Genomic DNA, 12,360 nt, shown 5'->3' with positions numbered 1-12,360 from the left:
ATTTCCAGTTCGTTGGCGCTGATGGTGGCAACCCCGCCGACATCGACCAGGCCTTGTTCCTCCCGGTAGCCCTGAAGCTTTTTCTCGGCAACACGCAGGTTGTCGCGCAGTTTGACCAATCGTGTGTTCATCCACGCGGTGGTGGTCTGCGAGGACTTTTCGCTGGTGTCGAGCTGACTGTCGGTAAAGCCATGGGCCAACGCGTTGGCCGCCGCTGCCGCCAGGACAGGGTCTGGCAGCTCGACCTCGATTTCGAGCAGTTGGCTCTTGCCGACGAACTTGACGCTGGTGTGCAGCATGAGGTTCTGCGTGACCTGATTGAAGACATCTTCTTCACTTGGCTCAGCTTTCATCGGCTTCAACAGGCCGCCCATTCCCGGGATCCATTGATCAAGGTTCAGGTCGGCCAGCCATTGGCGTGGCGTGAACCATGGCTTCGATTGCTGGCGCGGATCGGTGACCGGGTTGGTCGTCAGCTCGAGTTTTTTCACCGCTCGTTCGGCAAGGTCCCGTGATTGCAGGAGCGCCTGTTGTGTCTGCAAGTAATCAGTGGCGTTGCTGCCTGAGTCCTTGACTTGCTGGAAGGACATCAGCGGCGGGGTTTTATCGTTGAACAGCAAGGTGGTGCTGCCGACGTATTGCGGGGTGATGTTCGAGACCACAACGACCGCCAGCAAACCGCACACCAGGACAAACCATCCGATGCTCCATTTGGCGCGCCAGATCACCCTCCACAGTTTGAGAAGATCAATGGTGTCCTTGTCTTCGCTGTACTGCTGATGCAGATGCGTTTGCAGAGGACGTTCGACGTAGGTGCTAGGGCTGTTGTCCATGATTAGAAAAAGCCTTGTGCAATGGAAATGGTGTCGCCGGGGGCAATCGTGGTGTTTCGCGTGACCTCATCGGTGAGGGGCGGGCCGCCATCACCGCGCAGGATGGTCACGCGTTTGATGGAGGCTCGCTCGGTCAGTCCACCGCCCAGAGCGATGGCTTTTTCCAGGGTCAGTCCGGGTATGAAGGGATAGCTGCCGGGTTTTTTCACTTCGCCGTTGATGTAGAACGAGCGGTATTCGATCTGGCTCAAGCTGACTTTCGGGTCGTTCAGATAGCCTTGTTTAAGTCCGTTGACGATGATCTTTTCGACCTGGCCGGGCGTGAGTCCCTTGGCGGAAATCTCACCCAGGAACGGATAGGAAAATGTGCCGGCATCGCTGAGGCGGATCTTTTTAATGCTCAGCTCCGGCTCGCCGAACACGATGATGCGCAAGACATCGCCTGCGGCCAGTTTGTACTGGGTATCAGGGTCTGCTGCGTAGGTATCGGGTAGAACAACGAGTGCGAACAATAAGCCAAGGGTGCGTGAGTTCATGTCGAAACCCTCTTAAAGGCTGACGTTGAAGCTGATCTGAACAACGTTGCGGGTGTAGCTTTCGTCGTCGGCATCAGAGTCGTTGTCGCGGAATCGATAGCCGAGCTCGATGTCCAGCCAGCGGCGCATCGCGTACACCACGGCCAGGTTGTAGTCCTGATAGTTGTCGGTCCGGCTTTCGCCTTCGTAGACATAACGACCGTACCCGGCTTGTGCCACCGTGGTGATCCGTTCGGTCCAGCCATGGCGCCAACCGACCTGGGTGAAGGTGGACTTGACGGCATCGGCACCATCGTCGCCCTCGGCGAGAGCCTGGCGGGCCACAAGGGTGAATGTCGAATAAGTGCGTGGTTTCCATTGCAGGTCCACTTGCCAGGTGGGGTTGTCGAGGTCTTTGGATTCGCTGCTGTCGAAGTCCTTTTTCTCATAACCGACACGGACTTTACCGGTGGTCTTTGCGGTAATGTCCCAGACGGCACCGGCGAGTACCGCGTTGGATTTACTGCTGCGCGGGCTGTTGGGTTCCTGGTAGTCAAAATTGGTGTGGTCGTACTCGAGCAGGCCACGGGTATTGCTACCGATGCGGTGATACCAGGTACTGGTCAGGGCTGCGGTATTGCGCTCTTTGTCGTCATTGATGCCGTCGGCGTTGTCATAGCGAAGTTCCGCATAACTGGCGCCAAAATCGATCTGGTTGTCAGCGCTCCTGGCGCCGTAGGTATAGAGGCCGCCGACTCTTTTGTTATTGAGCTTGTCGTTGATGCCGTCGACCGCCGTGTCCTCGGTGCGCTCCCATTTGCGGTATTCGGCGTCGAGCTTCAGACGGTGCCGGTCGGTGAACTCCATGATGCTGTCCGCCCGCACCCGTTGTGCGGTGTTCGAGGCATCCGACTCGTCGTGATAAATGTAGCGGGTGGGTTGCCAGGTCAGTCGGGTAGCGCTGTTGCGATCTTCGGCCTTGAGTTCGAAAGAGGGCGCCAGCTTCGTGATCATCGAGGACTGTTTGTTGTTCTCCAGTTCTCGAAAGTTATCGTCATAGCTTTCTGAAAACAGAAAGGTAGGTGTGAAATCGAACCCGTAAACATCAATAGGTGCCGGATCAATACTCCAGGCCATTCCAGGGTAGAGAGAGGCCATGATCAGTGCAAAAGGGCAGCGTGAATTCAAGGCCATGTCATGGCTCCTGGAATAAGCGATCAGTCAGATATTGGATTGAAACGAGGGGTGCTGACGTTCGAGGTCACTTAGGGGCATGCTGATCGCCTGGTCCCGATTCAGAAACTGCATCAGGATCATGACGCGCTCAGCCCCATGTGAGGTGATGAAAATCCCCTCGAGTGTCGACAGTGGCCCACGGATAATTTGCAGGTGGTCGCCGGGTGTAAGGGGCGGGGCATCGTGGGATATCGATGATTCGAAACAGCGCGCACGCAGGTGCTCGATGACGTTCTCGGCCACCGTCGCAGGACCATGATTGAATTCGACGAAACGACTGACGCCCCGAGTGGAGCGTATGGGCGCCCAGTTGTCATTACCGCCAAGATGGATAAACAGATACCCGGGAAAAAGGGATTCGCGCACCCTCTGATATTTGCCGCGAATCAGGCGTTCACTCAACAGTTGGGGGTGAAATACGACATAGTTTTGTTGAAGCAGGTTGAGGTGCGCACGTTCATCCTGGTGAGGCTTGCACTGCAGAAGGTACCAGTTAGAGCGTTCGGAAGGGATTGCTGGCATGCTGGTAAACTCCGTATATATCGAAAGTTTAGGCAGGCAGTGGCTCTATAGAGGCCCGAGAAGTAATTAAGCGAGGCAGAGTTGTTGTTTTTATGGGGGGGGCGTAGATGTGTGTCAATAATGAATCAGGTAGTGTTACATCGGCGTAACAGCGTGATAATGAATGTGCGCTATATCTGACAGTCTGTTGGATATATAGCTTGAGTCATTATTCGGAGACAAAGCTACCGCACGGTCCATACGAAGGGGCCACAGGAAACAAATACTTCAGAAGTTGTCTGAGAAGCAGCGATAAAAGAACAAACTGCACTCGGATTCTGTTTCATCAGACCCGTGTAGTTATTGACCACTCGCAACAAGCTGTCAAACGTTCCTTGTCAAAAAACATGCCTTTCATCCAATAGTGTATTCGGCATTGGTTAACTTGTTGTTTTTAAAAACAATTTATTTTCCGTCAAACGGATTAAACTTTTTTAGCTATAAAGAGTCGTCGTGAAGGGCGGGAAAACCGCAAGGGTGCCCCAGTGATGGGGGCAGTTATGAAACTTGGATCCACGGTAATTGCAACGCTATAACTAACTGCCTGTAACTGGGTAAGCGGGGCGACATAATGACTATTCTCGTGACTGGCGCGGCAGGTTTTATCGGGTATCACACGGTCAAACGATTGTGCCTGGAAGGGCACGAAGTTGTTGGTATCGACAACCTCAACGCGTATTACAGCGTGGAATTGAAACACGCTCGGCTCAAGCAACTGAGCGAATTGCACGGCTTCCGTTTTCAGAGGATGGACATTGTCGATAAGCCGTCCTTGATGGCGTTATTCAAAGACAATAAGTTCACCGAGGTCGTGCATCTGGCGGCGCAAGCGGGGGTTCGTTATTCGCTGGATAACCCCGATGTGTATGCGCAATCGAATCTGGTGGGATTTCTGAACGTGCTCGAAGCCTGCCGCCACTACCGGCCTGTGCACTTGATCTATGCGTCCAGCAGTTCGGTGTATGGCGCCAACAGCAAACTCCCGTTCAGCGTCGACGACCCGGTCGATCAACCGGTGTCGCTGTACGCCGCCAGCAAGCGCGCCAATGAATTGCTTGCCCACAGCTACTGCCATCTCTATGGGATTCGTGCCAGCGGCCTGCGTTTTTTTACCGTGTACGGCCCTTGGGGACGTCCAGACATGGCGCTGTTCACGTTCACCGAAGCGATGCTCAAGGGCCGACCGATTGATATCTACAACCATGGCCAGATGGCGCGAGATTTCACCTATGTCGACGATATTGTCGAAAGCATCGCCCGTTTGCTTGCGAAGCCGCCGGTCCCGGACAAGGCGGCAAATGGCGTCAACCGGATTTTCAACATCGGGCGTGGAAAACCGGTCGCGTTGCTCGATTTTGTCGAATGCCTGGAGACGGCGCTGGGCATCACAGCGCAGCGCAATTATTTGCCGATGCAACAGGGTGATGTGATCAAGACGTGGGCCGATGTGTCAGCGCTGACAGACTGGGTCGGCTTCTCGCCCCACGTGGAGGTTGAAGCAGGCGTGAAGCAGTTTGTGACGTGGTATCGCGACTTCTATCAGGTCTGAGTCTTGCGTTTCACCTCAACACGAAATCCACCGGTTCGAGTGCCGCAGGCGGTGTGTCTCCCAGCGCTGCAAGAATTTCCCGCTCGATGTTGCGCACGATCGCGTCGATGGGCAGGTCGTTTTCGTCGCGGCCAAACGGGTCTTCCAGTTCATCACCAATCGCATCCAGACCGAAAAAGGTGTAGCTGACAATCGCCGTGAAAATCGGTGTCAGCCACCCCAGCGGTTCAGCCATTGCGAAGGGCAGCAAGAAGCAGAAGAGATAGCTGGTCCGGTGCAACAACAAGGTGTAAGCGAATGGCAGCGGTGTGTGTTTGATGCGTTCACACACGGCCTGGGCCTGGGTCAGGTGCGCCAGGTGATTGCTCATGATTGTGTAGCGCCATTCGTTGATCACCCCGGACTCGCTGAGTGTCGAACATTGCTGGCCGACCTGCTGCAAAATTTGCCCGCTGAAGTCCGGCGTGTGGTCCTCTGGGACCGGGTAAAGCCAGGGGCTACTGGCCTGCCGCTGATTTTCCAGGCGCAGTTTCGCGTTCAACGCATGGGCAAATCCGCACAAATGATGAAGCATTTTCCGGCGCTCGGTTTCGTCCTTGATGACCCGGGTTTCGCGAATCATCGAGCGAATCGCGACCATCACATCGCCCCAGGCTTTGCGGCCTTCATACCAGCGGTCATAACAGGCGTTGTTGCGAAAACTCATGAAAATCGACAGGGACAAACCCAGCAGTGTGAAGGGCGTTGCACTGACCTTGGAGAAGTAAGTCGGGTGCAAGGTCTCGACGAGCACGATGCCCGAAGCGAGCAGTGTCACCATCAGGCAGCGCAGGGCGATCTTTTTCGCGATCGAGCCCTTGATCGCACTCATGATGTTGAGGAAGTTCGGTTTGGGTCTGACGATCATGGTGTTCCGCCTGCGCAGATAACGGGTGATTCAGGTGTTCGATGTGCAACACAGTCAGGGCGGGCGCAGGCTAAGAGCCCGTAAGCAGTCCGTCCAATCACGTTGCCGACCGAGTGATCGATGGGCTCTATGACCCACACTTTTACGGCGACAGGTCGTAGACAGGCGTTGTTCACAGCGCATCGCCAAGTAATTTCAGGTATTCGGGACTCTCGGAAATGGAATTGTGGCCCACCCCCGGTATGACCCGCAGCGTGGCCACGCCTTTGGCGAAATGCGTGTAGAGCTGCTCGGTGCTTGAACGCGGTATGACTTCGTCGTGCTCCGCCGCGATCAGCAGCGTCGGTATCGTGATGTGCGCCGCGTACTTCCATGATTCAAAGCGCTCCTGAAGCAACCACTTCACCGGAAACCACGGGAACTGACGCACGGCGAGGTCTTCCAGGCTGTTGTAGGGCGTAATCAGGATCAGGCTCGAGGCCGGCCGCTGGCTGGCGAGACGCACGGCGACCCCCGAACCGAGGCTGCGGCCGACCACGGCGATGTGCGGATGAGTGTCGTAGACCTTGTCAAACAAGGTCATGGCATCGCGCTGAATCGACTCCTCCGAAGGCGAGCCGGAGCTTTCCCCGAAACCTCGATAGTGCAGCAAATAGATCGCATGCTCCGGGAAAGCCTGGGCGAAGCCGGGCAGGTTGCGAGAAACATCCTCGGCATTGCCGCCGAAATAGATCAACGCCTTCGGCCCGTCGTGGGGCCTGACCGACACCCGCACGTCCGCATCGACTACCGTCAGCTTGAGCAGCGTTTCGGGCGTCTCGATGGCGCTGGGCTGCGGGAAGTAGATGAGCGCGCGCTGAAACACGAACAGCGCCGCACAGAGCGCCAGGTACAACGCGGCCAGGATGACGACGATTAACACCAGGGTTCGTGGCATTCGGCTAACTTTAGTGGGCGACATTGACGGCTCTGGGCTGAGAAACCCAATCCACTGGATCGGAGCCAGAGTTTAGTTCATCGGTAGCGAGGCACATCGAGCCCGGCTACAGAGGAGGGCGCCCATGCCCATCGCGGCAAAATGGCTCGACGTGCAGCCCGGCGAAAGAACCGCCCTGATGCTGGGGTTCGCGTTCCATTTCTGCGTGCTGGCCAGTTATTACCTGGTGCGACCGCTGCGCGATGCCCTGGGCCTTGAGGGCGGTGCCGACAAATTGCAGTGGCTGTTCACGGCGACGTTCGTGGTGATGTTGCTGATGGTGCCGGTGTTCGGCGCGCTGGCGTCGCGGCTGCCCGCCACGCGGTTCGTGCCGTTGATCTATCGCGTGATCGCCGCGTCGATGCTGGTGTTTGGTGTGTTGATCGCCAATCACATCGCGCCGGTGGCCGTCGGGCGGGTGTTTTTCGTCTGGATCAGCCTCTACAACCTGTTCATCGTCAGCATTTTCTGGAGCGTGCTGGTCGACCGGTTTTCCAGTGAACAAGGGCGGCGGCTGTTCGGATTCATCGCGGCGGGGGGCACCCTGGGCACGTTCATCGGGCCGTTGCTGGCGGCGACCATGGCCACGCGACTGGGCCCGGTGGCGTTGACCGTCGCGGCGGCGTTGCTGCTGGAAGTCGCGGTGCGCTGCTATCGGGCGCTGCTCTCCCGGACCCAATCGCAGTCCGGCAGCCGCTTGATGGATGATCGGCGCATGGGCGGCAGCATGCTGGCCGGGATCACGTTGATTACGCGTTCGCCTTATCTGCTGGGGCTGGTGCTGTTCATGCTGCTGCACACCAGCGCCGCAACCTTGTTGTATTTCGAGCAGGGACGGATTGTGGCGGGTAGCTATGCTGATGTGGCCAGCCGGACGCAATTCTTCGCCGTGGTCGATTTGATCGTGTCGGCGCTGACCTTGGTCTTTCAACTGCTGCTGACGGCGCCGTTGATTCGGCTGGTCGGTGTCGGCGGGGCGCTGGTGGCATTGCCGCTGGCGACCATCGTGGCGTTCAGCGCCATGGCGCTGGCGCCGGTGCCCGCTACCGTCGCCCTGGCGCAGGGGCTGCGTCGTGCGGTCGAGTTCGCCATCGTGCGGCCGGCGCGTGAAGTGTTGTGGACCGTGGTCAGCCGCGAGGAAAAGTACAAGGCCAAGAATGTGATCGAAACCCTGGTGTATCGCGGCGGAGACGCCGCCAGTGGCTGGTTGTCGGTCGGTCTGACGGCATTGGGCGCCGGTTTTGGTCTGGTGGCGCTGGTGATCGTGCCGTTTGCCGGGCTGTGGGGCTGGTTATGCCTGTGGCTGGCCAGGCATCAGGAAAAACAGGCTGAAAGCAAAAAGGTGGAAGGGTCATTCCATGAGCCACACTGATCAATACACACGTCGCCAAATACTCACGCTGGCTGCCGGTGCTTCGGCGGTTTTTACCTTCGGCCCGGCCTTCGCTGCAACCACGCCGTCGAAGGACACAGGAGGCAAGAACATGCTGACCCGCGCCATTCCTTCCAGCTCCGAGCCATTGCCCCTCGTCGGGTTGGGCACCTATCGCGGGTTTGATGTCGAGCCGTCGAGCCCCGCCTACAAGCAGTTGCCCGCCGTTCTGCGCGCATTGTTCGAGAAGGGCGGAACGGTCATCGACAGCTCGCCGATGTATGGCCGGGCGGAAGAGACGACCGGTGAGTTGCTGTCGATTCATGAGCCACGTTCGCCCGCTTTCCTGGCCACCAAGGTCTGGACCCGTGGCCGCGAAGAAGGCATCGCGCAGATGGAGCAGTCCTTCAAGCTGCTGCAAACCGATCGCATCGATCTGATGCAGATCCACAACCTGCTGGACTGGCAAACCCATTTGCCGACGTTGCGCAAATGGAAGGAAGAAGGGCGCATCCGCTACATCGGCATCACCCATTACACGGCGTCGGCGTATGACGAGGTGGAAGCGGTGCTCAAGGCCGAGCCGTTGGATTTCTTGCAGATCAACTATGCGCTGGATGACCGCGGCGTCGAGAAACGCATCCTGCCGTTGTGCCGCGAACGCGGCGTGGCGGTGATCTGCAATCGGCCGTTCGGCGGCGGCAACCTGCTTACCCGTTTGAAGGACAAACCCTTGCCGCGCTGGGCGGCGGACGTGAGGGTCAACAGTTGGCCGCAGATGGCGCTGAAGTTCTTGCTGTCGCATTCAGCGGTGACCTGCGTGATTCCCGGCACCGGCAACCCGCGCTACATGGCGGACAACGCCGGCGCCGGTTTCGGGCCGATGCTGACCGGTGCGCAGCGTGAGCAGTTGATCGATATCGTCGGTTAGGCGCTAGTTATTGCTGGGGGCGATCAGCGACGATCCAGCCACACCGTCTGGGCATTGCAGAACTCGCGCACGCCGAAGTGCGACAGCTCGCGGCCAAAACCGCTTTTCTTCACGCCGCCGAAGGTGACGCGCGGGTCGCTTGCGCAGTAGCCATTGATGAACACACCACCGGTTTCCAGTTCGCCGGCCATCTGCTGGGCACGTTCGACGTTGCCGGTGTAGATCGTCGCGGCGAGGCCGAATTCGCTGTCATTGGCCAGTTCCAGCGCGTGGGTGGCATCGCGTGCGGTGATGATCGAGGCGACCGGGCCGAACAGTTCCTGCTTGAACGAAGTCATCTGGTCGGTGACATCACCGAAGACAGTCAGCTCGTAGAAGTTGCCCGGGCCTTCAGCCTTCTTGCCACCCAGCAGCAATGTCGCGCCTTCTTCCAGGGTGTCGCGCACCTGTTGATCCAGTTCATCACGCAGATCGAAGCGAGCCATCGGGCCGATGTAAGTGTCGGCGGCCAGTGGATCGCCGACCACCAGGTTGCGCGTGGCTTCGACGAACTTGCGTGTGAATTCCTCGACGATGCCTTGTTCGACGATCAAGCGTTTTGCGGCTGCGCAGACTTGCCCGGTGTTCTGATAACGGCCAATCACGGCGGCTTTGACCGCTTCGTCGAGGTCGGCATCGTCGAGTACGATGAAAGGATCCGAACCGCCCAGTTCCAGTACGCATTTCTTCAACGCTGCACCGGCCTGCGCGCCGATGGCCATGCCGGCGCGCACGCTGCCGGTGAGGGTCACCGCTGCGATGCGCGGATCAGCGATCGCCGTGGAGACGCCCTCTGGCGTGACGTTGATGACCTCGAACACACCTTCAGGGAAGTCGGCTTGCTTGAAGACTTCCCGCAGCAGGTAAGCGCTGCCCATCACGTTTGGCGCATGTTTGAGCACGTAGGTGTTGCCAGCGATCAGCGCAGGAACGGCGCCACGCAGGACCTGCCAGATCGGGAAATTCCACGGCATCACCGCGAGAATCGGGCCGAGCGGACGATATTCAATGCGTGCTTTGCCGCCTTCAACCAGGGTCGGCTCGGCGGTCAGCATGGCCGGGCCGTGTTCGGCGTACCACTCGCAGAGCTGGGCACATTTTTCGATTTCACCGCGGGCCTGGGTGATCGGCTTGCCCATCTCGAGAGTAATCATGTTCGCCATCGCTGCGGCGTTAGCGCGTAACGCTTGCGCCAGGGCGATCAAAAGCTGTGAGCGTTGCGCAACCGCTGTGCTGCGCCAGACACGGAACCCGGCAGCGGCACGGGACAGGGCGGCTTGCAGCGCCGAAGCGGATTCAAACGGGTAGTGGCCGATCTGCTCGCCGGTGGCGGGGTTGATCGAAATGGCGTGGGTGAGGCTGGAAACGTTGGTCATGGCACCGTCCTGCTAGGTGGGAATACGCTCAGGTTACGGTGGCGTTAGTTTTCTGGAAACTGAATAATGCTGAGCATATCGTTCACGTTTGGAGAATGACTTTGGATCTGGTTCAGCTGGAAATTTTCAAAGCAGTGGCCGAGCACGGCAGCATCAGCGTGGCCGCCCAACACATCCACCGAGTGCCGTCGAACCTGACGACACGGATCAAGCAATTGGAGCAAGACTTGGGCGTGGACCTGTTTATCCGCGAGAAAAGCCGCCTACGCCTGTCGCCGGCCGGTTGGAGTTTTCTCGATTACGCCCGGCGCATTCTCGACCTGGTGCAGGAAGCCCGTGCGACGGTGGCCGGTGAAGAACCCCAGGGCGCCTTTGCGCTGGGATCGCTGGAGAGCACGGCGGCGGTGCGCATCCCCGAGCTGCTAGCCGCGTATAACCAGAAACACGCCAAGGTCGAGCTCGACCTGTCCACCGGACCTTCCGGGACCATGATCGACGGCGTACTGTCGGGCCGGCTGGCCGCTGCGTTTGTCGATGGACCGGTGCTGCACCCGGCACTGGAAGGCGTGCCGGCGTTCGAGGAAGAAATGGTGCTGATCGCGCCGCTCAATCATTCACCGATCCATCGGGCGCGGGAGGTCAACGGCGAAAACATCTATGCCTTCCGCTCCAACTGCTCGTACCGCCACCACTTCGAAAGCTGGTTCAGCAAGGACGCGGCAGTGCCCGGGAAAATCTTCGAAATGGAGTCCTATCACGGCATGCTGGCCTGCGTCAGCGCCGGTGCCGGCCTGGCGCTGATGCCGCGCAGCATGCTCGAAAGCATGCCGGGCTGCACCACGGTCAGCGTCTGGCCGTTGTCGCAATCCTTCCGGTTTTTGTGCACCTGGCTGGTGTGGCGCAGAGGGACGGTGTCGCAGAGCCTGACCATGTTTGTGCGCCTGCTGGAAGAGCGCGGTGTGGTGCGGCCAGAAACCTGAATCCCTGAATAAACACAAAACCCTGTGGGAGTGAGCCTGCTCGCGATAGCGGTCTGACAGCCATGAATTCTTTGACTGACACACCCTCATCGCCAGCAGGCTGGCTCCCACATAGGTATCCGTACCTGCATCATTCAGCCTGAGCAGCGAACCATTGCATGACCTGCGCGCATGCCGGATGAGTCGCCGCCGAAGGTTGCAGGCACAGCGAATAGACGCCGCGGGTCTTCAACGGGCTGCCGAACGGAACGACCAGCACCCCGCGATCAATCGATTCCTGCGCCAGGGTCAGATCGGTCACCGCCACCCCCAGCCCACGAGCTGCCGCATCAAGCGCCAACTCGTCGAGGTTGAAGGGAATGTGCCGATAGTCCTGCAGCGGCTTGCCGTCATTGGCGGCCAGCCATTCGATCCAGGCTTGCTGGTCGGCCGAACGATGCAGCAGCGGGTATTGCACCAGATCTTCCACCGACGCCAGCGGCCGGGTTGCGCTGGCCAGGCCGGGTGCACACACCGGCACCAGCGCTTCCTCGAACAGGGTCAGGCAGGCGGGTTCGCTGGACGGTTCGGGCAGGTAGAGGATGTAGGCGTCGCTGTCGCTGGCCGGCTCGACGATCTCGGTCGCCACGGTTTCGATCGACAGGGAAATGTCCGGGTGAGAGCGATAGAAATCACTCAGTTTCGGCAACAACCAGCGCACCGCCAGCGACACATGCATGCGGATGCGGAACGGGCGTTTTTGCGGAGACAGCCGATCCTCAAGGGTTTTCAGTTGTTCAAGAATAGTGCGCGCGCTGGCCAATACCTGTTCGCCCTCCGGTGTGAGGCGAATGCTGCGGCTGCTCCTGACAAACATCGGCACACCAAAGTGGCTTTCCAGCTGCTGTATTTGCCGGCTGACGGCGCTTTGGGTCAGGCAGAGCTTATGCGCCGCTTGGGTGAAGCTGCCCATCTCAGCAACTTCCACCAAGGCCTGCATGGCTTGAAGGGAAGGCACGTGACGTATCTTATCCATGCTTTTTATGAATGGCTCAATGAGTTTATAACGTTGGTTGTAGCACCGAAGACCTAATAGATTCTAGTCC

Annotated in this window: 12 protein-coding genes; 4 read left to right on the top strand and 8 right to left on the bottom strand. The window is 58.6% G+C overall.

Features of this window, described 5'->3' with window-relative positions:
* The 4 genes from K0F88_RS32285 to rfaH form a co-directional block, all read right to left on the bottom strand.
* On the bottom strand, positions 1-833 hold an 833-nt coding region (locus tag K0F88_RS32285), incomplete at its 3' end, for a Wzz/FepE/Etk N-terminal domain-containing protein (protein ID WP_257605209.1).
* 2 nt (positions 834-835) lie between these two features.
* Positions 836-1,369: a polysaccharide biosynthesis/export family protein gene (locus K0F88_RS08975; protein ID WP_219094859.1), complete on the bottom strand. Its 534-nt coding sequence runs from the start codon at positions 1,367-1,369 to the stop codon at positions 836-838.
* Positions 1,370-1,381: 12 nt separating this feature from the next.
* The gene (locus K0F88_RS08970) at positions 1,382-2,542 is read right to left on the bottom strand and encodes an outer membrane beta-barrel protein (protein ID WP_219094858.1); all 1,161 of its coding nucleotides are present in this window, start codon (positions 2,540-2,542) and stop codon (positions 1,382-1,384) included.
* Between the two features lie 27 nt (positions 2,543-2,569).
* Positions 2,570-3,106 carry a transcription/translation regulatory transformer protein RfaH gene (gene rfaH / locus K0F88_RS08965; protein ID WP_219094857.1) on the bottom strand — a complete coding sequence of 179 codons (537 nt, stop codon included), beginning with the start codon at positions 3,104-3,106 and terminating at the stop codon, positions 2,570-2,572.
* 610 nt (positions 3,107-3,716) lie between these two features.
* On the opposite strand from rfaH, the gene K0F88_RS08960 reads away from it, so the two are divergent.
* Positions 3,717-4,694 carry an NAD-dependent epimerase gene (locus K0F88_RS08960; protein ID WP_219094856.1) on the top strand — a complete coding sequence of 326 codons (978 nt, stop codon included), beginning with the start codon at positions 3,717-3,719 and terminating at the stop codon, positions 4,692-4,694.
* 10 nt (positions 4,695-4,704) lie between these two features.
* On the opposite strand, the gene K0F88_RS08955 is transcribed toward K0F88_RS08960, so the two are convergent.
* Both K0F88_RS08955 and K0F88_RS08950 read right to left on the bottom strand, forming a co-directional pair.
* Positions 4,705-5,601 (bottom strand): bestrophin family protein, encoded by an 897-nt coding sequence (locus tag K0F88_RS08955; protein ID WP_219094855.1) that lies wholly within the window; start codon positions 5,599-5,601, stop codon positions 4,705-4,707.
* 172 nt (positions 5,602-5,773) lie between these two features.
* Entirely contained in the window at positions 5,774-6,538 is a 765-nt protein-coding gene (locus tag K0F88_RS08950) for an alpha/beta hydrolase (protein WP_255142999.1), read from the bottom strand.
* Between the two features lie 124 nt (positions 6,539-6,662).
* On the opposite strand from K0F88_RS08950, the gene K0F88_RS08945 reads away from it, so the two are divergent.
* Positions 6,663-7,949 (top strand): NTP/NDP exchange transporter, encoded by a 1,287-nt coding sequence (locus tag K0F88_RS08945; RefSeq protein ID WP_094471878.1) that lies wholly within the window; start codon positions 6,663-6,665, stop codon positions 7,947-7,949.
* Positions 7,936-8,880: an aldo/keto reductase gene (locus K0F88_RS08940; RefSeq protein WP_094471879.1), complete on the top strand. Its 945-nt coding sequence runs from the start codon at positions 7,936-7,938 to the stop codon at positions 8,878-8,880. The genes K0F88_RS08945 and K0F88_RS08940 overlap by 14 nt, the downstream gene beginning before the upstream one ends.
* Before the next feature lie 23 nt (positions 8,881-8,903).
* On the opposite strand, the gene K0F88_RS08935 is transcribed toward K0F88_RS08940, so the two are convergent.
* Complete coding sequence (locus K0F88_RS08935) at positions 8,904-10,295, bottom strand: aldehyde dehydrogenase family protein (RefSeq protein ID WP_219094854.1); 1,392 nt, start codon at positions 10,293-10,295, stop codon at positions 8,904-8,906.
* A 101-nt stretch (positions 10,296-10,396) separates the two neighbouring features.
* Between K0F88_RS08935 and K0F88_RS08930 the strand changes: the two genes are divergently transcribed.
* Complete coding sequence (locus tag K0F88_RS08930; RefSeq protein ID WP_219094922.1) at positions 10,397-11,275, top strand: LysR family transcriptional regulator; 879 nt, start codon at positions 10,397-10,399, stop codon at positions 11,273-11,275.
* Between the two features lie 130 nt (positions 11,276-11,405).
* On the opposite strand, the gene K0F88_RS08925 is transcribed toward K0F88_RS08930, so the two are convergent.
* The gene (locus tag K0F88_RS08925) at positions 11,406-12,290 is read right to left on the bottom strand and encodes a LysR substrate-binding domain-containing protein (RefSeq protein ID WP_219094853.1); all 885 of its coding nucleotides are present in this window, start codon (positions 12,288-12,290) and stop codon (positions 11,406-11,408) included.
* Positions 12,291-12,360 lie beyond the last annotated feature (70 nt).

This window comes from Pseudomonas sp. UMAB-40, assembly GCF_900095275.1.
In the GTDB taxonomy this organism is placed as follows: Bacteria; Pseudomonadota; Gammaproteobacteria; order Pseudomonadales; family Pseudomonadaceae; genus Aquipseudomonas; species Aquipseudomonas mandelii_B.
This window is presented reverse-complemented; position numbering and strand designations above follow the sequence as displayed.